Below are 25156 nucleotides of genomic sequence, written 5' to 3' on the forward strand. Positions count from 1 at the left end.
CGAAAAGAGTCATAATCAGTACAAGTTAAAGAATAGTTAACTCTCTTGATCATTGATCCTAGGATCAGTTCCCTTAATCAAATTAATTGCTCAATATGCGAACAATCTGTGTAGATGCCTATGCCTCTAATGGCATAAAATATAATCGTTTGTATTTATCGTTATAATCTATAAAACCTATTAACCGGCCAACTTAGAAACCACGATGTGACACACTGATTAGCTCAGTATCTTTCTTCCTAGCTTTAGCGTCGCTGCTATATTTCTTGCTGCTCTGGTTAGATTCACTTCTGCCTCTTGCAGTACCTGATTGAGTGGTTGAGGAGAACGAACCGTCCCGAACAAGCTGCTCATTTCATCATATAAGGCTTCGACTTCAGTACCTAAAGACCCTGCAATTCCTATGGTGGGAATGCCTTGGAGGCTTGCTCGCTTAGCAATTCCGTAAGGTGTTTTGCCTTGCAGAGTCTGATTGTCCATCTGCCCTTCGCCAGTAATCACAAGGTCAGCACCTTTCAACACGTCATCGGCTTGTAAAACATCCAGTACCATCTCAATACCGGGTTTGATTTGCATGTTAAATAGCAAACCAAGCCCCATCGGTGTGCCACCAGCCGCGCCATAACCCACCCGCTTGTGAACAGGGTCATCACCACCAACACAACCTTGCTTTTCTGCGATTTGAGCAAAATTCGCTAGCGCCTTATCAAGCAGTAAGACTTGTTCAGGTGTCGCCCCTTTTTGTGGGCCGAATATATGGCTGGCACCGTTATCACCACACAACGGGTTATCCACATCACACGCGACGATTAACTCTATATCAGCACAGCGTGAATCTAAGCCGGTAAGATCTATTGATGCGAGCTCTGCAAGTGTAGCACCACCTCTGCCAAGCTCTTGTCCATTATCATCTTGCCCTTTACTATCTAACAAACGCCCACCTAGAGCTTGAACAATACCTGCACCGCCATCGTTAGTCGCACTGCCACCCAATCCAAGAATGATGGTTTGAGCACCCTGCTCTATTGCTTCTAATATCAGTTGCCCTGTGCCGAATGAAGAAGCAATCAACGGAACACGCTGCTCTGGTTTCAATAAATCCAAGCCCGATGCAGCAGCTATTTCAATCAATGCCGTTTTGTTCGGGTTGCGATCGGATGGTTCAAGCATCGCCCATTCAGCATTAATCAATGCTCCCAACGGCCCTTCAACTTGATGGATTCGCTTTTGCCCTGCTAAGCCTTGCAGCAAAACATCTACCGTACCTTCACCACCATCAGCCAAAGGCAATGTTACGTATTCAGCGTCTGGGAAGATTTCACGAAAGCCCTTTTCAATGCACGCCGCCACCGATACAGCCGATAAAGATTCTTTAAACGAGTCTGGTGCAATAACAATTTTCATACTGAGAGATCCAAAAGAATATTAATTTTGATGAGTGCCGATCCAAAAATGCCCCTATTGAAGATCAGCAAGCCAATCACTTAATAGGGGCAGTATATAAAGGTAAGCAGTATTAGTTAGTAACGGCTGTCTTTACTTGTGATTTCTCTTTGCTTTTTAGCCACACGAATACAGCACCTAGAACCGCAATTGGAATCAGTGGGTCGATCAACGTACCGCCTTTACCAAACACTAAGTTTAGAATCATGATGATGCTTGCACCAATCGCCCATGCGATAGTTGAAGACACAGACCAGATCTTAATTTGGTCAGCAAGTTCAGTAATACCTAACGTACGGTTGATGATGTGGAAGTACGAATCGTTCAAATGAGAGAAGCCAACCGGGCCTACCGCACATGCAAGTGCTACGAATACTGGGTCTAGACCTAACGTTTCAACCAATGGCAGCGTCATCGTTGCTGCAACCATCATAGATGCCGTTGCTGAACCTTGGATTAGACGAAGCATTGAAGCAATGGCTAGTGGTACAAGTAGAGGTGGAATGCCGCTGCTCGCGATAGCTTCTGCAACTTGAGGACCAGCACCAGATGCTTTAAGAACAGCACCCATAGCACCACCACAGCCAGTTACTACAAGAATTAGACCTGTTGTAGATAACGCGTCATCCATTGAGCTAACCATGTCTTTACGCTCAATGTGACGAGTAAGACCGTATAGCGCCATAAGAACACCGATACCAACAGCAACCACTGGGTTACCAATTAGTGAAATAACGGTATGCATTGCAGTGTCACCTTGGCCAACAAGCGTGTTGATTAAGATGAATGCGATTGGCAGAAGGATTGGACCAAATGATAAGAAGTTACTTGGTAGTTCTTTGTCGTCTGTCTCTTTTACTTTCTCAAGGTTTGCCCAATCAGCTTGATTAGTGATCCATGTTTCACCATTTGGTACGCGGTAGTATTCGTTACCTACACGACGGATGTAAATCATAGATAGTAGCATCATAGGAACAGATACCATCAAGCCCCACAGCATGTATTCACCTAGGTCGACGCCAAGAATACCGGCTACTGCAACTGGGCCTGGTGTTGGTGGCACAAGTGCGTGAGTAATCAGTAGACCTAGAGCTAGGGTAACGCCTAAACCAACGGCTGATTTACCCGTGTCTCGTGAAATTGCGCGAACAAGAGAGTGTAAGATGATGTACGCAGAGTCACAGAAAACTGGTATAGCGACAAGCACCCCTGTAAAACCTAGCGCTAAGTCTTCACGACCTTTACCACACAGCTTTACAAACGTTTTTGCCATTCGAACAGCGGCTCCAGAGCGTTCGAAACACGCGCCCATGATAACGCCGAACGCGATGATCAAACCAATACCACCAAGCACGCCACCAAAACCAGCTTTAATTGCATCAATCAACTCTGTTGGCGCCATACCCGCAAAAAGACCCATGATGATACTTGCAATAACCATAGCAAGTGCGACTGGGATTCTCGTTTTAATAATCATACCCATCATGGCTAAGATGCCAATTACGATGCCTATCAGTGCTCCATCCATTTTTATATTCCTTTTGTCTCTTTCTTCATTTTTATGAAAATTGTAGGGTGGTGCATATAGGTGATATCGGGATCACCTATTGCACTTAATCGTTATGTGTTGGCTTACCTGTAAGCCGTGTTATCTAAATCAGTTTTTACTTTTATGGTTCGTTACATATAAACGCCATTCACACCGCGCTATAAATAACTTTTTACCCAGCCAAGCCCCTCTTCTGTCGTGCCTCTTGGGTTATATTCACAACCAATCCAACCTTGGTAACCTGAATCATCCAAAACACTAAACAAGTGTGGGTAGTTCAGTTCGCCTTCCGATGGTTCATGCCTTTCTGGTACAGAAGCAATTTGGATATGACCGGTATAAGCAGCCACTTCACGAATCAAAGTACTTAAATCACCATCCATGATTTGCGCGTGATAAAGGTCGAGTTGCAGCTTCACATTTGGCCTATCGACTAACTTAATCAGTTCGACAGCGTCACGTTGGTGAGCAACGAAGTAATTAGGAACATCACGGCTATTTAGCGGTTCAATCATCAATTCGATGTTATGCTCAGCAAACTTATCTGCGGCAAAACGAATATTTGAGATAAAGGTTTCAACGTGTTGCTGCCTCGTGAAATTCGCATCATGTAGACCCGACATCGCGTGAACTTTCTTGCAGTTCAGCGCTTTAGCGTACATAAGTGCCGTATCAACGCTGGCTTTAAACTCTTCTTCACGGCCAGGAATCGCTGCGAAGCCACGCTCGCCTGCGTCCCAATCACCTGGAGGCATGTTGAACAGCGCCTGTTCAAAACCAAATCTCTGCATTTTTGCTGCAAGCTCTTCGGCCTCAAATGCATAAGGGAATAGGTATTCAACAGCTTTGAAACCGGCTTGGTGTGCTTTTTCAAAACGCTCTAGAAATGGTACTTCTGTGAATAACATCGTTAAGTTTGCTGCGAACTTAGCCATTATTTGCCTCTCCCTTTTAAATCCATCACTTCTTCGTCCGTTAGGTAACGGATATCATTCCCTTTCAATAAGAATGCTAATTTGGCGGTCTCTTCTAGCTCTTCAGCGTTATCAACGGCATCAACAAAGTCAGTGCCTGTTACTACTGGGCCGTGGTTTGCTAACAAAAAAGCTCGATAATCACCTGCTCGTTTTGCCAACTCTTCAGCGATTTGTGGGTCACCCGGACGTAGGTAAGGAATCACTGGTAACTCACCAATTCGCATCACGAAATACGGTGTGAAAGCCTTAATCGCGTTGTTACGATCCAACCCTTCAAGGCAAGATAGTGCAGTTAGGTATGTAGAGTGCAGGTGTACAATCGCATTGCACTCTGCATTGTTTCTATAAATCGCTAAGTGGAATGCCGCTTCTTTAGAAGGCTTCTTACCTGAGATGTGGTTGCCATCGATATCAACAACCGACAATTCCTCAGCGACAAGGCGACCAAATGAAGAGCCTGTTGGTGTTGCTAGAAAATGCCCATTAGGTAATTTGATAGACAGGTTACCTGCACCACCAGTGGCGTAACCTCGTTCGAACATTGAACGAGCGAGCGTGACCATTTGCTCTCTTAACTGCTGCTCGTTCATCAAAACTTTACTCATTTGAATCTCGCTTATGAAAAGAATGATTGAGCTTTAGCGAAGAAGTTTTCATCACCAAAATTGCCCGATTTTAGCGCCAGAGAAAGCTTACCTTCAACCGATTTAACCCAAGGCACACCTGGTGCGATTTGAGGGCCAATATGAAAACCTTTCACAGCTAGGCTTTGCGTCACTACGCCTGATGTTTCACCACCAGCAACAATGAAGTTTTTCACGCCATGTTGTTGCAGTTTGATAGCGAGTTGACTAAAGAATTGTTCAACGGCATGGCTTGAAGCGTGTGCACCGTATTCTTCTTGAATAGCTTTAAGTTCAGCAGCGTCTGCCGTTGCATAAACCAAAGGAGCAAAATCTCCTTGGCTGTTGGTCATTACCCAATCGAACACTTCATTGGCGTATTGATCATTGGTTAAGCAAGCCTTCACATCGATAGCAAAGTGAGGAGCAAGCTGCTTGTATACCGCAACTTGTTGGTTAGTCATCACAGAACAAGAACCAGAGAACACAACGGTTGGTCCTTTTACTGGGCTGCCTGCATGTTTTGCTTCACTTTGGTCAGCAAGATGTTCTGTCCAATTTTTAGCGATACCCGCAGCTAAACCTGAACCACCAGTAATTAGCTTTAATGATTTAGCAGCCTGTCCTAACGTGACTAGGTGCTGCGCATTGAATGCGTCTACCACGGCGTAGCGACTGCCTTGAGCTTGGAGTTCGTTAAAACGAGAGGTGACTGCATCAGAGCCCTGTTCAATGGTTTGGAAGTTAACCAAGCCAGAAACACCCTCTGATTGTGCATCCATCATTCGAACCACACTTGAATCCGTCATTGGTGTAACAGGGTGATTACGCATACCTGAATCACTTAATAGCTCACCAAAAACAAACAAGTGGCCGTTGTAAACCGTGCGACCATTTACTGGCAATGCAGGGCAAACGATAGTGAAAGATTCTCCAAGCTCAGTCAAAAGCGCATCAGTTACAGGGCCAATATTGCCCTCAGCGGTACTGTCGAACGTTGAGCAATATTTAAAGTAAAACTGTTGGCAACCTTGAGATTGAAGCCATTTAAGCGCAGTAACCGAATCCGTCACCGCTTCGTCAACTGAGCAAGAGCGAGATTTAAGGCTGATAACCACAGCATCTGCTGATGCGTCAAACTCTCCCGTTGGAATCCCATTCAGTTGAACAGTGCGCATACCGTTTTCAACCAAGAAACCTGCAATGTCTGTTGCACCAGTGAAGTCGTCCGCAATTACACCTAATAACATAATTACTTCTCCACCTTTGACGGGGTTACACCAGGCAGATCAATACCTTGGAATACTTTTATCACAGCGCTGTCGTCTTCTTGGCCAAAGCCAGCATTACTCGCACTCACGAACATATTCAGTGCTGCACTTGATAGAGGAAGTGGGAATTTCAGGTCTTGAGCGGTATCTGATACCAAGTTCAAATCCTTAACAAAGATATCGACCATAGATTTTGGAGAGTAGTCACCATCAACAACGTGCTTCATTCGATTCTCGAACATCCAAGAATTGCCCGCCGCATTGGTTACTACGTCGTACATCAGATCTAGAGGGATGTTTGCGCGTGCCGCTAATGCCATCGCTTCCGCGCCTGCAGCAATATGAACACCTGCAAGTAACTGGTGAATAATCTTCACAGTCGCGCCAAGTCCAATCGCTTCGCCGATATTGTAAACCTTAGCAGCTGTTGCATTAAGAACAGGAGCAAGCGTGTCGAATGTGCCTTGAGCACCCGATGCCATGATCGTCATCTCACCAGCTTCCGCTTTCACCGCACCGCCAGATACGGGAGCATCAAGCATTACAAGCTTATGCTCAGCGAGCTGGCCTTCAATTTGTTTTGCATCTTCAGCAGAGATCGTTGCGGACACCATCACTGGAGTATTTGGCTTTAGTGCCGCAGCAAGGCCAGTCTTAAACAAAACTGTGTTCACTTGTTGTGCGTTCACAACCAACACCAATACCGAATCAAGTTGATCTGCAAACTCGACAGCATTCGTCGATACCGCTTTTGCACCAAACGAACCCAGTTCTTCTAGTGCTTGTGCATTTAGGTCAAAACCATAGACATCAAGGCCAGCACGTACACACGATTTCGCTGCGCCCATGCCCATTGAACCTAAACCGATCACTCCGACAGATTGAACTTCACTCATAATATCAATGCCTTCTTGGTAATTTCGTACATTTTAAGTTTGTTAATTCTTGTTTATGTTTGTGATTATATGTGAAGCACCTGCCGATGACTTAGTGATAAGTCACATTTTTAACAAAACTTAACACGAGAACTCAATTTAGCCCTTTAGAGGCAGCACAAATTCACGTAAAAGGCAGCTATCACACTTTAAAATCCAAAAAGGGAACATAAGTTCACAGATCTTCACAAACAAGGTAAAGGTTGTTAGGATGATGAAAAACAAGAACATAGAAGAAAACCATGATTCCAGCAGAGCGTCAGAGAACCATTTTGTCACTGTTATCACACCAAGAAGTGATTAGTATTTCTGAGTTAGTCGAACAGCTCGACGTGTCACACATGACCATTCGTCGAGACATAGTAAAGCTGGAAGCTTCTGGAAAAGTCGTTTCAGTATCTGGAGGGGTCCAATTAGCTCAAGCCTTGCATCGCGAGCTGTCTCATGATGCTAAAGTAGAACAGCAAGCAAACGAAAAGGTCCAAATTGGTAAGCTTGCTGCCCAACTTATCGAAAAAGATGCCACTGTCTATTTAGATGCTGGAACGACCTCATTGGAAATCGCCCATCAGTTAGCAACACGTGAAGATCTGTTAATCATCACCAATGACTTCTCAATCGCGGCTTATTTAATGAACCACTCACCATGCGAGATTTATCATACAGGTGGTAAAGTCGATCGAGAGAACCAATCGAGTATTGGGGGCAAAGTAGCTGAGTTCTTGGCAGGGATGAATATTGATATTGCGTTTATTTCCTCTTCTTCTTGGAGCTTAAAAGGCTTATCGACACCAAACGAAAATAAAGTATTAGTGAAAAAGGCGATTGTAAAATCAGCCCAAACCAATTACTTGATCTCGGATTCCACCAAATATGGTCGAGTAGCAAGCTTTCACGCACTTGATATGGAGTCACTTGATGGTGTCATTACCGATACCAATCTCCCAAGCAGCGTAATTGAAGAGTTAAATGACAAAGGTATTGAAGTAATTAACGCTCCGGCATAATGGTCATCAAATAATTGGATGTGCGAGCCTTTAATGGCTCGGCTATCTACCCAACCAGTTTTCTTTTTCTTCTGTAGAACACCTAAACGATCTGGTCCCCTCATAAACATACTGTGATTTCCGGTACCCAATCTCACCTTTACACTGTGAATATTGAAACTCAATTTGAATAGGTTAGGCTCACTGTCTAATACCAATAATCAAGCCAAGACAGGCGAGCAAAGCAATGAAAGTTAACTATCACAAACGACTGATTCCCGTTATCCGTTATCTAGAAAAACGCTTTAATGAGCCATTAAACCTGCCAGAAGTCGCGGCGTTAGCCAACTTTTCACCCTACCATTTTCATCGTACTTTTAAGGCCGTTCAAGGCGAGACGCTTGCTGATTTCATCAGACGATTGAGACTCGAAGCGGCAGCCAATGATCTCTTCAAATCCAAACAACCTATTATTAACGTCGCATTGGATTATGGCTTTTCATCGTCTCAGAGCTTTGCCAAGGCATTCAAACAACATTTCGGTGTCACACCGAGTGCATTTCGCGATTGCGAAGATTACCAAGCGTTCAGCGAGCTAACTCGAAATAGCAAGATTGGACACTCATTGCGCAAGAATGGAAACGATGCAATTGACGGCAATTCATATACTAACTCCGAACTTTCAACATGGAGTATGACAATGAAAACACAAAAATTTGAAGCATCAAAACTGGCGTATGTACGAGTGACAGGCCCCTATGGACAAGGCTATGAAGAGCCAAGCGGTCGTCTTTATCAATGGGCAGAAATGAAAGGACTAGCAAGTAATAGTTGCATCTTTATCTATCATGACAATCCAGAAATCACTCCAACAGATAAGTGCCGAACAGACATCTGCTTGATGGTTTCAGACGACACTGAAGTGCCAAGTGGGATCGAATTAAAAGATTTTCCCGGTGGGCAATATGCGGTGATGAGACAAACGATCACCGAAGTCGGTCAATATGCAAAAGCATGGGATGATTTAATGAGTAACGTCATTGAATCCGGCATTGAAACCGAAGACCGACCTTGTTTTGAGCTCTACCACAGCTACGATCCGCAAACTCAGCATTCAGACGTCAGCTTCTGTACTGCAATTAAGTAACAAGAGTAAATACAATAACAAAGCCTACTTCGCGTAGGCTTTCGTCTCTTTAGATCGCTTTACACCTAACGCTACCGCTTATTAAAGCCTTTTGTTCCAATTCCCTTGATGGTCACGGTCGCAATTTTCTTGTGTATCGAAGCTAACGTGCTTATCGATGTTCTTCAGTTGAATTCCAACCTGATTGAACGCTTCTTGGATTGCGCTAGAGACACTCTGCTGACCTCCTCCCTCTAAGAAGTTCGTTCTATCCTGATTGGTATCGAATACGCAGACGATTTTCAAACTTTGCGGGAATGAAGAGAAGTTGACCGAGTGAGTCACCCACAGAAAACCATCGAAGCCTTTTAACGTAACTTCACACACGTCGGTTAACACGTCTCTGATTTGATTTTCTATTTTCTTATCTGATTTACGCATGCGGCAAAGGTCCTATTTAACACCTTAAAAAACAAGGTTGTTCGGTCAGTTTCGTACTACCTGATATTGGACACTGTGGCGGTTTCAAATGCAAAGTATTTATTGGGAAGAGGCGAGTAGAATATAGAGAAGAAACCTCATGCTTGATCACTGACGAAGCAATCAAGCATGAGGCGATTATAGGATTTACGAAGATGTTAGCTCGCCGCTTGTTCCCAATCAGTCAGTAACTTCATGATTACGCGAGAGTCTTGATGAGTCGCCATCGGTGCAGCAAGTTGTGTGTCACCTTGCTCAACCGCTTGGCGGATATTGCGCACTTGATAATGGAAACCATCGCCTTGCGCTTCGATTTTCACTTCACGTATCGATGTCTCATAGATCTCTACCGTAAACGTATTTTCTACAGTCGGTAACCATGGGTTGGTATCAAGAGTAATACAGCCTTTGCTACCTAGGATCGTAAAACCATGCTTTAAACCGTGGTCTTCAGCGGTGTGGATTTGCGCGGTAAAACGGTCGTTGAAACGCATCATCGCCGACGATTCACAGATATTGCCATCTTGGCCACGTCGGCCGATTGCTGAGATCTGCACATCACCAAACACACTCTCACCAAACTGTTGTTGTGCGACAGAGTGAATCAAAGACATTGGGTAACAACCCAGGTTGTACAACGCGCCTTTGCTCGCAGGATTCACGAACTGATCAATCGCCGCAACGTATGAACCTTGAATTGATCGCACTTCGCCAATCTCACCGGTTGCTAGTTCTTGATGAAGCTTGGCAATGAGTGGATGGTTTAAGTACATCAGACCTTCAGCAAAGAATACGTCCGCTTCTTTCACCGCTTGCAAAGCTTGCTCGGTTTTTTCCATATCAACCGACAGAGACTTTTCACACAAGATCGCTTTGCCTTTTTGAGCCGCTTTAATCACATACTCATGATGAACATGGTTTGGCAGAGCAATGTAGATGATGTCGACTGACTCATCTTCAATCAAGGCGTCATAGCTGTTGAAGGTTCGTGTTGGTTGGTATTGGGCAGCAAACTCGTTAAGTGTTTTTTCAGTACGACCAGCAACGGCATACAGCTCGCTTTGAGCATCGCCTTTGATCGCTTCCGCCATTACGCCTGAGATAAAGCTGGTTCCTAGGATTCCCCATTTCATGTCTTAGATCTCCTGCTCTTGTGCTTTGATAGGTCCACGTTGCGTTTCGAATGCTTGAACCAACTCGGTAATGCCACGCTCAATAAACGCTTTGGTATGAGGCATCACAAAGTGCTGATTGATCGCTGCACGGTTAGCGTATTGCTCAAGCAAAATCACACGATCGCTTTGGCTTTGATCATAGGTTGCAATCGCTTGTAGGCAGCCCGGTTCGCTTTGCATGTCTAAACAAAACTGTTCGATAGCTTCGATCGCAGCAGCTCGCTCTATGTTGGTTTTGATCTTAAGTTCGGCAGTAACAAAGATGGTTTCATTCGTTTGAGGCATTTCACGCTCTTATTTTAGTTAATTATCGGTTTGCCATTAATATAATTAACCCCTAATAATTGATAAACTCACCTTTTGTTTATTGTTTATCAACCAAGAGTGTTCAATGGATAAGTTAACTAGCATGAAAGTCTTCGTCTACGTAGTGGAACAAGGCAGCTTTCGTAGCGCCGCAAACCACTTCAACTTGTCGGCGACCATGATCAGTAAGCATGTCCATTCCTTAGAAACCAGTTTGAACTCTCAGCTGATCCACCGCACCACGCGTAAGCTATCGTTAACCGATTCAGGGCAGCTTTATTACCGAGAATGTAAGCGAATTCTCGAAGACATCAGCAATGCTGAAAACCTCATTCAAACCTTGGAAAATCAACCGCAAGGCACAGTAAAAATAAACTGCCCTGTCACCTATGGGAACAAAGTACTCGCTCCAATAGTAGCTAAGTTTCTCGCACATCACCCAACCATTAACGTTGATTTGATGTTGAATAATGACCTTGTTGATCCTTACTCTTCAGATATTGATTTGATTGTACGTATTGGTGAGCTGTCCGATTCAAGTTTGGTCGCCAGATACTTAGGGGATTATGAGATGTGTTATTGCGCCACGCCCGCTTACCTAAACCAACATGCTGAAATCAGAGTACTAGAAGACTTGGCGCAGCACCCATCGCTTGGATTCAGTTACAGCAGCCAAGCCCCTCACGCCACACCGAATAAAGAGCGTGTGCGCTTGATGTCGAATAATGGTGATGTGTTGCGATATGCAGCTCTACAAGGCGTAGGTGTGTTGTTACAGCCGACTATCTTAGTTGCCGAAGAAATTGAGCGTGGGATGCTATTGGAGATCTTGCCCGGCATGGCGCCGTTACCAAAGCCGATTCACTTGCTCTACAAAACTAAGCAACTTTCTTTAAAGAACCGAACTTTTGTCGAATTTTTATTAGCCGCTCTTTCTGAGTAACTAACCGCTTTCTAAACAACAAAGACCGCTAGACTGTTTGCCAATGGCTCATCAAGCGTTTACCAAGCTCAGAAGGTGTGGTGTTATGGACGATCATCTCATCACATTGGTTGAACACCATGAAGTGTTTAAGTTCTTCGCACAAAGCGTGAATCAATGACTCATGACTTTTAACTTTGTCTTCAACAACCAAGTTACGAATATTGAGTAAACGGGTCTTCCTATCGACCTTACAATCCATTCGCGCCACCAGCTTACCTTGCCACAGAATCGGCAAACTAAAGTAACCAAACTGACGCTTGGCCTCTGGCACATAGCACTCAAGGAGGTAGTCAAAGTTGAACAATGATTGCATTCGCTTTCGTTGAATCAACAGATTATCAAACGGAGACAGTATCTTTAGCTTGGTTCTGGAAAGGGGTTGATTCAACAACTCAAACGCATCAGGCTGGACATAGTAGTCAGAGCCTTGAATCTCTACTTTCAGAACCTGCTTATCTTCAAGCATCTGTTGGAGTGTTTTCTGAATCAGAGGCTTAGTGTTCTTAAGTAGGTAACTCATTTCGGACGCTATTCCAACTCCGTTAGCCTCTAAATAACGTGTTATCAGATGCTCGATGTACTCTTGTTCTGTCGGTTCAGAGGTATCAATTCCGCTCGGTAAAACTCGCTCGGTTAGGTCATACACCTTATGAAAATTCACTCGGCTTGGCACCATTAAGTCGCCTTGCATGAACAATGTTTCTAATGCTTGCTTGGCCGGTTTACCGCCCCAACCGCCGGGGTTTGGCCTATCCCCTTCAAAATCTTTCGCCATCAACGGCCCTTCATTCTCAATACGTTTGAGAACATGAGCCATCAGTGCGTCATCCTTTTTATACCAATGCTTTAGCTTACCGCTCGCAAAGCCATTCTTGCGATGTAGGCTGAATCGAAAGTCACGCATGGGTAAATACGCGGCGGCATGAGACCAATATTCAAACACCTCTCGACGCTCTAACAGCTTATCCAGATGATTCAGTTGGTAGTCTTGATTGCGATTCCACAACGTATGATGGTGGGCACGCTGAATCACAGAGATGGTATCAATTTGCACATATCCAAGGTTTTCAATCGCAGACAGCGTATTCGCTAAAGCGCCCCCATTGCGTTGCTTTTTTGGTGGCAGCTTCTTAGGTGGCAATTTTTGCGAAAGCAGTACAATTTTTTGCGCTTGAGCGAGTGACAGTGATTCCATGAAATTCAGACTCTAATTGATACCAATGATCCGTTTATGATTCAGCAATAAGCTCTTGAAGAATCTGCTTATATGTTTCTACCGTCTGCGCACCAGTGACTGCACTCTTACGGTTGAATATCACGGTAGGAACCGCAGAGATCCCCATACGTTGCCATTCAAACTCTTGCGCTTCAATTTGCTTCAAGTTATCGATGTTCTTTAGGCGTTTCAGCGCTTTCGTTGAATCTAAGCCAACCGCTTCAAGTTCTTGTGCAATGACTTCAAGGTCAGACAGGTCTTTTTGCTCTGTGAAGTGAGCGGTAAAGAAGCGTAGCTTTAACTCAGTCTGTTTACCGTGCGCTAGTGCAAAATCGAGCAGCACATGCAGATGACGGGAATTAACCATTCTCATGCTGTCATAGAAATTGAAATCGAAACCAACCGCTTGGCCACGCACCGCAAGCTGTTCGCGTGAACTTTGACTCTCTTCTGCGCTAGAGCCGTATTTTCTCATGATATGGTCACGCAGGTTTTCACCTTCTTGCGGCATATCGGGATTCAGCTCAAACGGCTGCCATTCAAGTTCAATTTGCTCTGCTAAGCCAAGCTCAGCAATAGCTTGCTCTAAGTTTTTGTAACCGACCACGCACCACGGGCACATTACGTCAGAAATAATATCGAGTTGAAGTTTCTTGCTCATCGTCATTCCAAATGTGGTTGATAAGGCGTACTCAATACAAGTGAATACCCATCTTTATCACTAAGACTACAATAAATTGAACAATCGTTCAAACCAGCTAAACTCACTAGCAGCCAACAAAAAAGCCAACTCATTTTCACGAGTTGGCTTTGATAAAAAACGGATCGAGCTTAAGATCGTTACGCTAGCAACTTCTCAAGCACTTGGAATACACCTGCGTCCACGTTACTTGGCGCGCCAAAACGCGCAATCTCTTTCAGCTTTGGATGCGCATTTTCCATCGCGTAAGAGTGGTAGCTCTCTTTAAGCATTTCCAAGTCATTCAGGTAGTCACCAAAACTCATGGTCTGCTCGTAAGTGAAGCCGAGTGTGTTTTGTAGATGTTTAATCGCCGCGCCTTTTGACGCTTCAGCGTTCATCACATCCAACCAAATTTTCGCACTGACAACCACTTGGTAGTTCTCACCAAACTTGGCATCAATAGTTGGGTTCACTTTCTCTTGTGAACCGTCGAAGTGACAGATAGCCACCTTGATGAAATCGTCTTCTACCGCCAGTAAGTCTTCTACTTGCTCACGGCGATGGTAGTACTTAGAGATCTCCGCTAGAGCACGCTCATCTTGGGTTTCAATGTATGCCGATTTCTTACCGCATAGCACCACATGCGCGCCTTCAATAGCACGCGCTTCTTTAATTATCTCTTTGATGGCATCCGTATCTAGCAAACAGCTGTAAAGTTCTTGGCCTTTGTGCATCACCAATGTTCCATTTTCAGCAACAAACATCATGCGATCTTTAAGTGGAGCAAAGGTTTCCATCAGGCTGTAGTACTGACGCCCCGATGCCGCAGCAAAAATAATGTCTTGAGCTTCTAAGCGCTCATAAAGATTGAAAAATTCCGGGTCTAATTTTCCGTGTTCATTAAGCAGAGTGCCGTCCATATCAGCAGCGATAAATTTGATGTTCTGTTGTGGCATTTCAGGGCTTACCTATAAGTAAAAATTAAAGTGTAAATTATGATTTTTCGTTATCTTGTGTAACGGTTCTGCCTTCGATTATATCGCTAGAGTAGCCAGTGAATGCAATGCTTTTCGGTAGGCTTTTTTCTTTGAGTCAGCGCCTAAATCTGAGTTTGAATCTAAGCTCGCGTCTAACTCACCAAACTCACCAAACTCACTTCTCACGATAAGCCCTTCAATGAAGGTCATGACTGATTCGCTGCGTAATTCTAATGTTGCAACGTCTACCTCTTCGCCACCACTGACTACTTTGTAAATAGTACTCTTGAGCCAAGCCTTGTGCTGTCGCGAGAGCATCGCAATGTCATCTTCGGACTCTTTGAATTCCGCCAAGGCGTGCATGAACATGCAGCCTTTGAAGTCGGGTTGTTCAAACCACGCAAGATGCCAATCTAACAGCGCATCCAATTGGTTTTGCAATCCTGAGGTTGATAACAGTTCCGCCTCTAAACTCGACTCGAAACGCTGATGACGCCTTTCTAACACCGCTTCAATCAGCTTGGTTTTCGATCCAAAGTGACGATACATGGATGTCTTAGAAACCGCCGCTTCGTCTCGGATCATATCCACCCCAACAGCGGTATAACCAAACTGATTAAATAGCGACTCCGCTACATCCAGAATCAAATCTTTTTTACTCATCGTTCATCAACCTCAAATCGCTCTGAAATCGTAGAGCTCAATTTCTCGTTGCAAGAAGTGTACAGATCTGTATCATTCAAATCAAACAGTACAGATCTGTACACTTGCAATAAAAAGAGATAACAAGAGGAAATGATTATGATCGGTAAACTATCTGGTGGTGGAGCTCTTCCTCCGAAAGCAAGCATAAGCCAACTGATTAAAGGTTTTATTGGCGGTACGCTGGGCATCTTAACCTTGTGCCTATTAGCAGAAAGCTCTGGCTTCTCGTGGTTAATGGCTCCATTTGGTGCGACGTGCGTACTACTGTTCGCGGTGCCTACATCGCCGTTAGCTCAACCTAGAAACGTCATCGCGGGTCACTTTATTTCGGCTGCAGTGGGTTTAGTCGTGTTATATGGCTTTGGGGATTCTTATTTGGCCATGGCAATCGCTGTCGGCTCATCCATCATGCTAATGCAATACTTTCGAGCGGTTCACCCACCCGCTGGCGCCAATCCGATTGTGATAGCTTTGGCAGGTACCGCACATGTGGATTGGTCGTTCTTATTCACTCCCGTATTAGTAGGCAGCATCGCTTTGGTTGGTATCAGTACGCTATTGAATAACAGCGATTCACAACAAAAGTGGCCGTTATACTGGTTTGGTTCATCCAAGTCTTAGTCTATTGAATTTCAATGATAAATATGGATTTTGACATCCAATTTAGAAGCAAATTGAAAGATCACATTGACCCTTATATAAAATGGGCTTACTATTAATCGTCATTTAACGATTATGGAAAGCGAAACATCAATATGAACGAAACTTGCTCTACAACTGGTGGCTGTGCTCTACCAATCGGACATGGTGATACCGAAGCTGAAACGCAAATGGCAGCTCTGGCCAAAGCGCTCGCTCACCCGGCAAGAGTTCGTATATTGAGTATCCTTTCAACGTTAGAAAAATCGGGCGGCTGCTTGAACAGTGATTTAGTTAGCGAATTAGGTTTGGCACAATCAACCGTATCAGAGCACCTAAGAATCTTGAAAACCTCTGGTTTCATCACTGCTGAATCGATACCACCGAAGATGTGCTACCGTATTAACCGAGATAATATTCAGCAATTTGAATCGCTTATCGACACCATTTTAAAATAGATTAACCACGCTTAGTTTGTCGAACACAATAAACTAAGCGTATTTTTTGCCTTTAAATATCGCTTTTCGACGATTAACGATAACAACCAAAGAGACAATATAATGAAACCAAAATTAGGTTTTCTCGATCGCTACTTAACGCTGTGGATCTTCATCGCCATGGGCATTGGTGTACTGCTTGGCACCTTGTTCCCACAAATCGAACAGTGGAACGAATCAATGTCTGTTGGCACAACCAACATTCCACTGGCAATTGGCCTTATCTTAATGATGTACCCACCTCTGGCTAAGGTTAACTACAACCTGCTAGGCACCGTGGTAAAAGATAAGAAAGCGATAAAACTATCTTTGATCATGAACTGGTTTGTCGGCCCAATTCTGATGTTTGTGTTGGCGCTAACATTCTTAGGCGACCACCCAGGTTACATGGTCGGCGTGATTCTGATTGGTCTTGCTCGCTGTGTGGCGATGGTTCTGGTTTGGAACGACATCGGCGGCGGTAACAAAGAATACGGTGCGGCATTAGTTGCTCTAAACAGTGCGTTCCAAGTGGTGAGCTACAGCTTTATGGCGTGGCTATTCATCAGCGTTCTTCCGCCAGTATTTGGTTACGAAGGCATGTTGGTTGATATCTCGATGATCGACATTGCACACAGTGTACTTATTTACCTAGGTATCCCATTCTTAGCGGGCTTCCTAAGCCGTAAGATCCTTGTGTCGATGAAAGGCGAGCAGTGGTACAACGATGTGTTTATTCCACGTATCTCTCCAATCACACTGATTGCACTACTGGCGACTATCGTTCTGATGTTCAGCCTAAAAGGCGAGATGATTGTAGAACTGCCAATGGACGTATTGTTGATTGCTGTTCCACTGACTATCTACTTCACAGCGATGTTCTTCATCAGCTTCTTCATTGGTAAGAAGATGGGTATTGAATACGACAAGAACGCATCAATTGCATTCACAGCGACAGGTAACAACTTCGAGCTAGCGATTGCCGTTGCTATCTCAGTATTCGGTATCAACTCAGACCAAGCGTTTGCAGGTGTTATCGGTCCACTGATTGAAGTACCTGTGTTGATTTACCTTGTGAACGTGGCGCTTAAGATGAAAGACAAGTACTACAACGGTCAGACGGTTAAACCTAGCGTCTAGCGTCTAGCGTCTACATCTAGAGCTGATAAAAAGCAGCATCACGTCAAACAGAAAGGCTCACACGTTAAACGGTGAGCCTTTTCTTTATTCAGTTTGATCCAATTTAAGTCTCGTCCAGTTTACGTTTCGTCTAATAAGCCTTTCAAAGCTTGTTCAAGCCAAAGTAACGCAGGGCCTTTAGAACGTGTTTTAGACAGAACAAGATCAACGGGCGGCGACCATGTTTTGTGATCGAATGAGACATTAATCTCCACTAAACGCTGCTTATTCAGCTCCTCTTCGACAAGGTGCTTGGGTAAGTATGCCCAGCCAATATCGCTGCCAAGTACCATCTCTTTGATCACAATAAAGCTGTTTGACCACCATACCTTTCCGGCAATCAGCGGAAACTGATCCATCACCTTGCCTTTGTCTCCCCTCAACATTAACTGACGATGCGGGAGTAAGTCAGTGAGTTTCGCCACACCTGTTTTTGCGAGCGCATGACTTGGATGACACACAGCAATAAATGGTAGGTGGCCGATAAAGCATGGCTCAGAACCGACATCAAAAGCCAAATTGGTAAACATCAATCCAATGTCGGCTCTCTCTTCGATAATCAACGGATTGACCTCTGTTGTGGTACACGCAACCAGTTCGACTTCCGTTGCAGGGAACTGTTTACTGAATCCACTAAGGATCTTAGATAGGTTCGGGACCAATAGTGAATCATCTAATGCAATTTTGATGAGCCCCTCTTCACCGCTGCCCATCGCACTAACCGTCACATTCAGATCTTCAACCTGAAGCACGATCGCTTTCACCTGTTTAAATAACTGCTCGCCCGCTTTGGTTAGTGAAGGCTTTCGAGTCGAACGATCAAAAAGCTCAACATTAAAATCGATTTCAAGATTACTGATGCCTTGGCTCACCGCCGACTGAACCTTACCCAAATGACGAGCACTGGCAGAAAATGACCCTAATTCAACGGCATACACAAACATTTTCAGCTGTTCAATGTTGTACATTTGGTTTCTCCCAAAACTTACTATCACTATATATGATACTAACTATCTTTATATTATCACTTAAGTAGATATTATCTAGCCAAGTCATTAGCCCATCGGCGGCTATTTAATCGTAAAGAGAGTTAGAAAAATGTCACATAAAGAACGCATGTTGCACATGGTGCTATTTGAATTGGTTGCTTTGGTTTTGATGGCAGGGCTTGCAACCTATATTACCGGACACGGCGCAGGTGAAATGGCAGGCTTAGCGCTTGCAATATCATTGATAGCAATGGCTTGGAACTACGTTTACAACTATGGCTACGACAAAATTTACGGAACAGACCGAAGCAAAAGAACCACGAAAACACGTGTCCTGCACGGATTAGGTTTTGAGCTTGGCTTAATGACAGTGACTCTACCTGTCTTGATGTGGGTTCTACAACTCGACTTCCTAACCGTACTGATCATGGACATCGGCCTAGTTATCTTCTTCGTACTTTACGCGATTGCGTTCAACTGGGCGTATGACTCGGTTCGAGATCAATTGGTTGCGAAAGGAAAAGTGGCAGCTCTGGTTTAGAGCGGTAAGTTCGTATCGTATAACAAGAACATACACCCAAATTAAAACTGCCAAACTACAACATAGTTGGCAGTTTATTCATTTATGCATATAAGCTCATTTGTTAACGCCCTTGTTACATAGCAAAAACATCACACAGCCCTCCCTAATTAAGTCTAATAATCCTCCACTCACGAAGTAGCATCACAAATCCAAACATAAACTCCTCGTACCAGTTGCGCATTCATTTACATATAGGTAGTTTGAGCGGCTTCGCAACCTATCAATTCGAGCAATGACGTTCATGCGAGCATCTTTTTCGAGCAAAAGTGTTCGGATTAACATTTCAAGTGACTTTAATTAACAATTTTATGCTCAAACGCTCACTTTTGATGTTCGCTTACTTTCGAGCTCGCAAATATATGCACAATACATGTGCTAGATAAGCAAAACTAAAAAGGACTCGAACATGACAACAAACAAACACCCTTCTTTATTTGGGCAATGCTTGGCTGAATTTATCGGTACAGGATTACTCATATTCTTTGGCGTTGGCTGTGTGGCCGCTCTGGTATTAACTGGTGCGACATTCGGACAATGGGAAATCAGCATCATCTGGGGCTTCGGTGTTGCGATTGCAATTTACTGTACTGCCGGCGTTTCAGGCGCACACATCAACCCAGCCGTAACGATTGCACTGGCCATGTTCCATGGCTTTGATAAAGCGAAAGTGGTGCCTTACATCATTTCGCAACTGCTTGGCGCTTTCTGCTCTGCAGCATTGGTTTACAGCCTGTACAGCAACCTATTTACTGACTACGAAATCGCACATAACTTTGTTCGTAGCAGCCAAGACGCACTATCAACTGCTGGTATCTTCTCGACTTACCCACATGCTTCACTTTCTTTCTTCGGCGCTTTTGCTGTGGAATTCGTGATTACTGCAGTGTTGATGTTTGCCATTTTAGCGTTAGGTGATGAGAACAACGGCGCATCTCGCGGTGCAATGAACCCTCTACTGATCGGTATTCTTATCGCGGTTATCGGTGGTTCTTTAGGTCCACTGACGGGCTTTGCAATGAACCCTGCTCGTGACTTCGGACCAAAACTGTTCGCTTACTTTGCAGGTTGGGATTTCGCACTAAGCGGTGCTCGTGATATTCCTTACTTCATCGTTCCAATTCTTGCTCCAATTGCTGGTGCGTGTTTTGGTGGTTGGTTGTACCCACGTGTTATCGGTGCTTACCTACCAGTAGAAGGCCAAGGCTGCACAATTCCAAACCAATGTGAAACAGAAGAAGAAGCTGAACAAGCTCAAGCTTAATCCCTAAGCGACCTTACATTTACTAAAATATAAATAACGAAAGAAAAAGGATTCTTACCATGACCGAGCAAAAATACATTGTTGCCCTAGACCAAGGCACCACAAGTTCTCGCGCTGTAATCCTCGATCACGATGCAAACATCGTTAGTTCTTCTCAACGAGAGTTCACTCAGATTTACCCGAAAGCCGGTTGGGTTGAGCATGATCCAATGGAAATCTGGGCGACTCAAAGCTCTACACTGGTTGAAGCTCTTGCTAAAGCAGGCATTCGCAGCGACGAGCTAGCGGGCATCGGTATCACTAACCAACGTGAAACCACCATTGTTTGGAACAAAGAAACTGGCAAACCGGTTTACAACGCAATCGTATGGCAGTGTCGCCGTACAGCTGACATCTGTGAAGACCTAAAAGCTCGTGGCCTAGAAGACTACGTACGTGACAATACAGGCTTAGTCCTTGACCCGTATTTCTCAGGTACCAAAGTAAAATGGATTCTAGACAACGTTGAAGGCGCTCGCGAAGACGCTGAAGCTGGCAAATTACTGTTCGGTACAGTTGATACTTGGTTGGTTTGGAAAATGACTCAAGGACGTGTACACGTTACGGATTACACCAACGCGTCACGTACTATGTTGTTCAACATCAACGACCTATGCTGGGATCAGAAGCTACTTGATGAAATGGGCATTCCAGCAATCATGATGCCTGAAGTGAAGCGCTCTTCTGAGGTTTACGGTCAAACGAACCTTGGTGGTAAAGGCGGTACTCGTATCCCAATCGCGGGTATAGCAGGTGACCAACAAGCTGCACTTTACGGTCAAATGTGTGTAGAAGCAGGCCAAGCTAAGAACACTTACGGCACAGGTTGTTTCCTTCTAATGAACACAGGCCAAGAGAAAGTAACATCAAAGAACGGCCTACTAACAACGCTAGCATGTGGTCCTAAAGGTGAGCCTGCATACGCACTTGAAGGTGCAGTATTCATGGGTGGCGCATCTATCCAATGGCTACGTGATGAAATGAAGCTACTGGCTGGCGCAGAAGACTCTGAGTACTTCGCAACGAAAGTAGATTCTTCAAACGGCGTTTACGTAGTCCCTGCGTTTACTGGTTTAGGCGCACCATACTGGGATGCTTACGCTCGCGGTACGATTGTCGGCCTAACTCGTGGTGTTAACTCTAACCACATCATCCGTGCAACGTTGGAAGGTATTGCTTACCAAACGCGTGACGTACTAGACGCGATGCAAGCTGACTCTGGCATCAAGCTAGCGAAACTACGTGTTGATGGCGGCGCAGTAGCGAATAACTTCCTAATGCAATTCCAATCAGACGTGCTGGATACTGAAGTTCACCGCCCTGAAGTAACGGAAGTAACCGCTCTGGGCGCCGCTTACCTTGCCGGCCTAGCGGTTGGTTTCTGGGACAGTATTGATGAGCTTCAAGACAAAGCCGTTCTTGACCGCACATTCATGCCGCACCACGACGAAGAGAAGCGTAACCGCCGTTACAAAGGTTGGAAACGTGCTATCAAGTGTGCACAGGTTTGGTCTGAGCTACACGATGACGATGACAACGAGTGATACTGAGTACTCAGCTAATCGTTAATCATTAGCCGCTGATCTAGGAACTCGAGTAATCTAATCGACTAGATTGTTCGAACCTCAGCAAACGAAACTAAAAAGAGCACTATTTTGTGCTCTTTTTTGCGTTTCAGGCTCAAATTCCGCGTTTTGCGCAGCGTTTTTGCGGTTTAGACATGATTCCTTACCATCATTACTTCTCTCTTTTCATCAATTCGAGCACAATAGCGTGAGTTTATATTTTCGATTTTGACGCGCTAGAGCCCTTTGCGCGCAGGGAGTGGTAAGTTAAGTGAAGCAGATACCAAGACACCAGCAGATTGTAGATCTGGTAAAAACACAAGGATATGTGAGTACCGAAGAGCTCGTTGAAAAGTTCGATGTCAGCCCACAAACCATCAGACGAGACCTCAATGAACTTGCCGATAGCAACAAAATTCGTCGCTATCATGGTGGTGCAACCATTCCTTTAAGCTCGGAAAACACCTCGTATAACACGCGTAAAGCGCTTAACTTCAACGAAAAAGACGTGATCGCCGACGAACTAGTTAAGCACATCCCAGATGGTGCAACCCTATTCGTTGATATCGGTACCACGCCAGAATCGGTGGCACGCGCACTCAACAAAAACCACAAACAACTAAGAGTCGTCACCAACAACATCAACGTTGCCAGCATCCTTCTGCCGAACCCAGAGATCAAGGTTATCTTGGCGGGTGGCGAAGTGAGAAACCGTGATGGCGGCATAGTTGGCGAAGCGACACTCGATTTCGTGAAGCAGTTCCGCCTTGATTTCGGTATTTTGGGCATCAGCGGCATCGACTTTGATGGCTCACTGCTCGACTTTGATTACCACGAAGTTCGTGTGAAACAAGCTATCATCGAAAACAGTCGCAGCATCTTCTTAGCCGTCGACCACACCAAGTTTGGCCGTAACGCGATGGTTAAGCTCGGTAATATCTCTCAAGCGCACATGGTCTTTACCAATAAACAGCCACCAGAAGAGATTCTCAACATCCTTAAAGATTCAGCAATACCATTAGAAGTGATCGATACCGCTCGTCCTGTGAGCGAATAACTCACATAAGTGCTCGGTGAGCCACTTTCTATAATGAATCACGATTCTTTATAGAAAAGTTAAAAAAGTAAAACTTGCTCACTACCACTGTCGCTTCTATGCTCGAATTAGACTTATTTGAACCTCTGCTTTCATAAGCAGAGGTTTTTTTATGCCCAAATCACATAAAACGCGCATAAACGAAAATAATAAATGACCGCAAACGAAAGTTCATATAGGATTCAATTATGTTCTAAAATGCTCGTTCGCTCAGAAGAGGTCAAAACCATGAGTGCTCAACAAAATAATTCAAACAACAGTACATCTTCCACTTTAGACTTGATCGTGATTGGCGGCGGCATCAATGGTGCAGGCATCGCGGCAGATGCATCAGGTCGTGGTCTAAACGTTGGCTTATACGAAGCGAATGATTTCGCGTCTGCGACGTCTTCCGCTAGCTCAAAGCTTATCCACGGTGGCCTACGCTACCTTGAACATTACGAATTTCGTTTGGTTTCGGAAGCACTCGCTGAACGTGAAGTCTTGTTAAGAAAAGCGCCTCACGTTGCTCAACCAATGCGTTTCCGTTTACCCCATCGACCATTTTTACGCCCAGCTTGGATGATCCGCTGTGGCCTATTCCTTTACGATAACTTGGGTAAGCGCACCACTCTTCCAGGAAGTAAAACAGTCAACCTAGCGAAATCAGGCCTACTGAAGCCAGAAATGAAGACAGGCTTCGAATACTCAGATTGCTGGGTGGATGATGCTCGTATGGTATTGCTCAACGTGTTGGCAGCAAAAGAAAACAACGCAGAAGTACGTAACTACTGCCGTGTTGAAAAAGCGCACCGCGAAGGTGGTATTTGGCATGTGACGATCCTTGATGTGATGACAAACCAACGCTTTGAACGCAAAGCAAAAGCGCTGGTTAACGCAGCTGGTCCTTGGGTTAAACAGTTCTTTGATGATGGATTAGAGCAGGCTTCGCCTCGTAACATTCGTCTTATCAAAGGCTCACACATTGTTGTGCCACGCATTCACGACGAACCACAAGCGTACATTCTGCAAAACAAAGACAATCGCATTGTGTTCATGATCCCTTACCTAGATAAGTTCTCGATCATCGGCACCACCGATCTTGAATACAAAGGCGACCCACGTAACGTCGCAATTGATGATGTCGAAGTGGATTACTTGATTGATATTGTTAACCAACACTTTGTTAAACAGCTTGGTCGTGAAGATGTGGTTTGGACATACAGTGGCGTAAGACCACTTTGTGACGACGAATCTGATTCACCACAAGCGATCACTCGTGACTACACATTGGAATTGGACGCAGAGCTAGATCAAGCACCACTGCTTTCGATCTTCGGTGGCAAGTTGACCACTTATCGTAAACTCGGCGAAGCGGCACTTAAGAAGCTTGAGCCGCACTTAAGAAGCTTGAGCCGCACCTAACCAACATGGGTGCGCCATGGACAGCGAATGACACGCTTCCAGGTGGTAACTTTAGTTGCAGCAGAGAGCAACTTGCGAAGATGATCCACACTAAATACCCTTGGGCATCTGAAGCGTTGTTACTTCGCTACGTGACTCAATTTGGTACTTACACGTGGAAGCTACTGGAAGGCGCAAATAGCGAAGCTGACCTTGGCATCCAATTCTCAAGCGAAGCGCATGGCGTTTATCAAGTTGAAATCGATTACTTGATCAATGAAGAGATGGCGATGACTGACGAAGATATCTTGTGGCGCAGAACCAAACTTGGCCTGTACATGAGCGAATCCGAGCAGCAAGCGGTGACGGATTACCTGAAAGAGAAGCTACAAAGCAAGGTTGTAAGCTTTTCTCAAGTAGGCTAACCCCACCAGCCTGAACATGGTTCAAGAACATATTTAACAACGAAGCTTAGCGTCCCCCGCGCTAAGCTTTTTTATTGCCTGCTAT

General features: G+C 44.7%; 24 protein-coding genes and 1 pseudogene. 11 read left to right on the top strand and 14 right to left on the bottom strand.

Annotated features, from left to right (window positions below):
* Window positions 1-219: 219 nt before the first annotated feature.
* The 6 genes from H5300_RS15235 to ltnD all read right to left on the bottom strand — a co-directional run bounded on the left by H5300_RS15235 (window position 220) and on the right by ltnD (window position 6759).
* Entirely contained in the window at window positions 220-1404 is a 1185-nt protein-coding gene (locus H5300_RS15235) for a glycerate kinase (protein ID WP_182796337.1), read from the bottom strand.
* Between the two features lie 112 nt (window positions 1405-1516).
* A complete protein-coding gene (locus tag H5300_RS15240; protein ID WP_182796338.1) occupies window positions 1517-2971 on the bottom strand; it encodes a GntP family permease in 1455 nt (484 codons plus the stop codon).
* Between the two features lie 179 nt (window positions 2972-3150).
* Window positions 3151-3927 (bottom strand): 2-oxo-tetronate isomerase, encoded by a 777-nt coding sequence (gene otnI / locus H5300_RS15245; RefSeq protein WP_050620403.1) that lies wholly within the window; start codon window positions 3925-3927, stop codon window positions 3151-3153.
* Window positions 3927-4574, bottom strand: a complete 648-nt coding sequence (locus H5300_RS15250) for an aldolase (protein ID WP_171349682.1) — start codon at window positions 4572-4574, stop codon at window positions 3927-3929. The genes otnI and H5300_RS15250 overlap by 1 nt, the downstream gene beginning before the upstream one ends.
* An 11-nt stretch (window positions 4575-4585) precedes the next feature.
* Window positions 4586-5842 carry a 3-oxo-tetronate kinase gene (gene otnK, locus H5300_RS15255; RefSeq protein WP_182796339.1) on the bottom strand — a complete coding sequence of 419 codons (1257 nt, stop codon included), beginning with the start codon at window positions 5840-5842 and terminating at the stop codon, window positions 4586-4588.
* A 2-nt stretch (window positions 5843-5844) separates the two neighbouring features.
* Window positions 5845-6759 carry an L-threonate dehydrogenase gene (gene ltnD, locus H5300_RS15260; protein ID WP_182796340.1) on the bottom strand — a complete coding sequence of 305 codons (915 nt, stop codon included), beginning with the start codon at window positions 6757-6759 and terminating at the stop codon, window positions 5845-5847.
* A gap of 281 nt (window positions 6760-7040) precedes the next feature.
* Here ltnD and H5300_RS15265 point away from each other — a divergent pair, with 281 nt between their 5' ends.
* Entirely contained in the window at window positions 7041-7805 is a 765-nt protein-coding gene (locus H5300_RS15265; RefSeq protein ID WP_004732187.1) for a DeoR/GlpR family DNA-binding transcription regulator, read from the top strand.
* Window positions 7806-8031: 226 nt separating this feature from the next.
* Window positions 8032-8931: a GyrI-like domain-containing protein gene (locus H5300_RS15270; protein WP_017087605.1), complete on the top strand. Its 900-nt coding sequence runs from the start codon at window positions 8032-8034 to the stop codon at window positions 8929-8931.
* Between the two features lie 81 nt (window positions 8932-9012).
* Here H5300_RS15270 and H5300_RS15275 read toward each other — a convergent pair whose 3' ends face one another.
* From H5300_RS15275 to H5300_RS15285, 3 genes are all read right to left on the bottom strand, one after another.
* Window positions 9013-9351, bottom strand: coding sequence for a Fis family transcriptional regulator (locus H5300_RS15275; RefSeq protein WP_108155352.1), 339 nt, complete (start codon window positions 9349-9351; stop codon window positions 9013-9015).
* 197 nt (window positions 9352-9548) lie between these two features.
* Window positions 9549-10523, bottom strand: a complete 975-nt coding sequence (locus tag H5300_RS15280) for a Gfo/Idh/MocA family protein (RefSeq protein ID WP_182796341.1) — start codon at window positions 10521-10523, stop codon at window positions 9549-9551.
* Window positions 10524-10526: 3 nt separating this feature from the next.
* On the bottom strand, window positions 10527-10850 hold the full coding sequence (locus H5300_RS15285; RefSeq protein WP_102483327.1) for a putative quinol monooxygenase: 324 nt from the start codon (window positions 10848-10850) through the stop codon (window positions 10527-10529).
* Between the two features lie 106 nt (window positions 10851-10956).
* Here H5300_RS15285 and H5300_RS15290 point away from each other — a divergent pair, with 106 nt between their 5' ends.
* Complete coding sequence (locus H5300_RS15290; protein ID WP_182796342.1) at window positions 10957-11814, top strand: LysR family transcriptional regulator; 858 nt, start codon at window positions 10957-10959, stop codon at window positions 11812-11814.
* A gap of 28 nt (window positions 11815-11842) precedes the next feature.
* Here the strand turns inward: H5300_RS15290 and H5300_RS15295 are convergent, their stop codons facing one another.
* The 4 genes from H5300_RS15295 to H5300_RS15310 all read right to left on the bottom strand — a co-directional run bounded on the left by H5300_RS15295 (window position 11843) and on the right by H5300_RS15310 (window position 15394).
* The gene (locus H5300_RS15295; RefSeq protein ID WP_182796343.1) at window positions 11843-13051 is read right to left on the bottom strand and encodes a winged helix-turn-helix domain-containing protein; all 1209 of its coding nucleotides are present in this window, start codon (window positions 13049-13051) and stop codon (window positions 11843-11845) included.
* A 34-nt stretch (window positions 13052-13085) separates the two neighbouring features.
* Window positions 13086-13733: a DsbA family oxidoreductase gene (locus H5300_RS15300; RefSeq protein ID WP_017081768.1), complete on the bottom strand. Its 648-nt coding sequence runs from the start codon at window positions 13731-13733 to the stop codon at window positions 13086-13088.
* Window positions 13734-13912: 179 nt separating this feature from the next.
* Window positions 13913-14710 (bottom strand): Cof-type HAD-IIB family hydrolase, encoded by a 798-nt coding sequence (locus tag H5300_RS15305; protein WP_017081767.1) that lies wholly within the window; start codon window positions 14708-14710, stop codon window positions 13913-13915.
* Window positions 14711-14788: 78 nt separating this feature from the next.
* Entirely contained in the window at window positions 14789-15394 is a 606-nt protein-coding gene (locus H5300_RS15310; RefSeq protein ID WP_182796344.1) for a TetR/AcrR family transcriptional regulator, read from the bottom strand.
* Window positions 15395-15532: 138 nt separating this feature from the next.
* Between H5300_RS15310 and H5300_RS15315 the strand changes: the two genes are divergently transcribed.
* The 3 genes from H5300_RS15315 (at window position 15533) to arsB (ending at window position 17691) form a co-directional block, all read left to right on the top strand.
* Entirely contained in the window at window positions 15533-16057 is a 525-nt protein-coding gene (locus tag H5300_RS15315; protein WP_182796345.1) for an HPP family protein, read from the top strand.
* A gap of 134 nt (window positions 16058-16191) precedes the next feature.
* A complete protein-coding gene (locus H5300_RS15320) occupies window positions 16192-16533 on the top strand; it encodes a helix-turn-helix transcriptional regulator (protein WP_004732207.1) in 342 nt (113 codons plus the stop codon).
* 102 nt (window positions 16534-16635) lie between these two features.
* Window positions 16636-17691: an ACR3 family arsenite efflux transporter gene (gene arsB, locus H5300_RS15325; protein ID WP_017081764.1), complete on the top strand. Its 1056-nt coding sequence runs from the start codon at window positions 16636-16638 to the stop codon at window positions 17689-17691.
* Between the two features lie 119 nt (window positions 17692-17810).
* Here arsB and H5300_RS15330 read toward each other — a convergent pair whose 3' ends face one another.
* Window positions 17811-18698, bottom strand: coding sequence for a LysR family transcriptional regulator (locus H5300_RS15330; protein ID WP_182796346.1), 888 nt, complete (start codon window positions 18696-18698; stop codon window positions 17811-17813).
* A gap of 130 nt (window positions 18699-18828) precedes the next feature.
* Here H5300_RS15330 and H5300_RS15335 point away from each other — a divergent pair, with 130 nt between their 5' ends.
* The 5 genes and pseudogenes from H5300_RS15335 to glpD all read left to right on the top strand — a co-directional run bounded on the left by H5300_RS15335 (window position 18829) and on the right by glpD (window position 25071).
* Window positions 18829-19260 (top strand): PACE efflux transporter, encoded by a 432-nt coding sequence (locus H5300_RS15335; protein ID WP_102540169.1) that lies wholly within the window; start codon window positions 18829-18831, stop codon window positions 19258-19260.
* A 448-nt stretch (window positions 19261-19708) separates the two neighbouring features.
* Entirely contained in the window at window positions 19709-20563 is an 855-nt protein-coding gene (locus H5300_RS15340; RefSeq protein ID WP_004732234.1) for an MIP/aquaporin family protein, read from the top strand.
* Between the two features lie 59 nt (window positions 20564-20622).
* The gene (glpK, locus tag H5300_RS15345) at window positions 20623-22146 is read left to right on the top strand and encodes a glycerol kinase GlpK (protein WP_004732235.1); all 1524 of its coding nucleotides are present in this window, start codon (window positions 20623-20625) and stop codon (window positions 22144-22146) included.
* Between the two features lie 292 nt (window positions 22147-22438).
* Entirely contained in the window at window positions 22439-23224 is a 786-nt protein-coding gene (locus tag H5300_RS15350; protein ID WP_004732237.1) for a DeoR/GlpR family transcriptional regulator, read from the top strand.
* A gap of 267 nt (window positions 23225-23491) precedes the next feature.
* Window positions 23492-25071: pseudogene (glpD, locus tag H5300_RS15355) on the top strand (glycerol-3-phosphate dehydrogenase).
* Window positions 25072-25156: the final 85 nt, after the last annotated feature.

The organism is Vibrio sp. SG41-7 (assembly GCF_014164465.1).
In the GTDB taxonomy this organism is placed as follows: Bacteria; Pseudomonadota; Gammaproteobacteria; order Enterobacterales; family Vibrionaceae; genus Vibrio; species Vibrio splendidus.

What these genes read in the sequence shown, in the direction of transcription:
- H5300_RS15300 (WP_017081768.1), bottom strand. Translation starts at nt 13,733, where the DNA reads ATGAGCAAGAAACTTCAACTCGATATTATTTCTGACGTAATGTGCCCG.
- H5300_RS15315 (WP_182796345.1), top strand. Translation starts at nt 15,533, where the DNA reads ATGATCGGTAAACTATCTGGTGGTGGAGCTCTTCCTCCGAAAGCAAGC.
- H5300_RS15275 (WP_108155352.1), bottom strand. Translation starts at nt 9,351, where the DNA reads ATGCGTAAATCAGATAAGAAAATAGAAAATCAAATCAGAGACGTGTTA.
- H5300_RS15285 (WP_102483327.1), bottom strand. Translation starts at nt 10,850, where the DNA reads ATGCCTCAAACGAATGAAACCATCTTTGTTACTGCCGAACTTAAGATC.
- H5300_RS15250 (WP_171349682.1), bottom strand. Translation starts at nt 4,574, where the DNA reads ATGAGTAAAGTTTTGATGAACGAGCAGCAGTTAAGAGAGCAAATGGTC.
- H5300_RS15330 (WP_182796346.1), bottom strand. Translation starts at nt 18,698, where the DNA reads ATGTACAACATTGAACAGCTGAAAATGTTTGTGTATGCCGTTGAATTA.
- H5300_RS15240 (WP_182796338.1), bottom strand. Translation starts at nt 2,971, where the DNA reads ATGGATGGAGCACTGATAGGCATCGTAATTGGCATCTTAGCCATGATG.
- otnK (WP_182796339.1), bottom strand. Translation starts at nt 5,842, where the DNA reads ATGTTATTAGGTGTAATTGCGGACGACTTCACTGGTGCAACAGACATT.
- H5300_RS15340 (WP_004732234.1), top strand. Translation starts at nt 19,709, where the DNA reads ATGACAACAAACAAACACCCTTCTTTATTTGGGCAATGCTTGGCTGAA.
- ltnD (WP_182796340.1), bottom strand. Translation starts at nt 6,759, where the DNA reads ATGAGTGAAGTTCAATCTGTCGGAGTGATCGGTTTAGGTTCAATGGGC.
- H5300_RS15335 (WP_102540169.1), top strand. Translation starts at nt 18,829, where the DNA reads ATGTCACATAAAGAACGCATGTTGCACATGGTGCTATTTGAATTGGTT.
- H5300_RS15235 (WP_182796337.1), bottom strand. Translation starts at nt 1,404, where the DNA reads ATGAAAATTGTTATTGCACCAGACTCGTTTAAAGAATCTTTATCGGCT.
- H5300_RS15265 (WP_004732187.1), top strand. Translation starts at nt 7,041, where the DNA reads ATGATTCCAGCAGAGCGTCAGAGAACCATTTTGTCACTGTTATCACAC.
- H5300_RS15270 (WP_017087605.1), top strand. Translation starts at nt 8,032, where the DNA reads ATGAAAGTTAACTATCACAAACGACTGATTCCCGTTATCCGTTATCTA.
- H5300_RS15305 (WP_017081767.1), bottom strand. Translation starts at nt 14,710, where the DNA reads ATGCCACAACAGAACATCAAATTTATCGCTGCTGATATGGACGGCACT.
- H5300_RS15310 (WP_182796344.1), bottom strand. Translation starts at nt 15,394, where the DNA reads ATGAGTAAAAAAGATTTGATTCTGGATGTAGCGGAGTCGCTATTTAAT.
- H5300_RS15290 (WP_182796342.1), top strand. Translation starts at nt 10,957, where the DNA reads ATGGATAAGTTAACTAGCATGAAAGTCTTCGTCTACGTAGTGGAACAA.
- H5300_RS15295 (WP_182796343.1), bottom strand. Translation starts at nt 13,051, where the DNA reads ATGGAATCACTGTCACTCGCTCAAGCGCAAAAAATTGTACTGCTTTCG.
- arsB (WP_017081764.1), top strand. Translation starts at nt 16,636, where the DNA reads ATGAAACCAAAATTAGGTTTTCTCGATCGCTACTTAACGCTGTGGATC.
- H5300_RS15280 (WP_182796341.1), bottom strand. Translation starts at nt 10,523, where the DNA reads ATGAAATGGGGAATCCTAGGAACCAGCTTTATCTCAGGCGTAATGGCG.
- glpK (WP_004732235.1), top strand. Translation starts at nt 20,623, where the DNA reads ATGACCGAGCAAAAATACATTGTTGCCCTAGACCAAGGCACCACAAGT.
- otnI (WP_050620403.1), bottom strand. Translation starts at nt 3,927, where the DNA reads ATGGCTAAGTTCGCAGCAAACTTAACGATGTTATTCACAGAAGTACCA.
- H5300_RS15320 (WP_004732207.1), top strand. Translation starts at nt 16,192, where the DNA reads ATGAACGAAACTTGCTCTACAACTGGTGGCTGTGCTCTACCAATCGGA.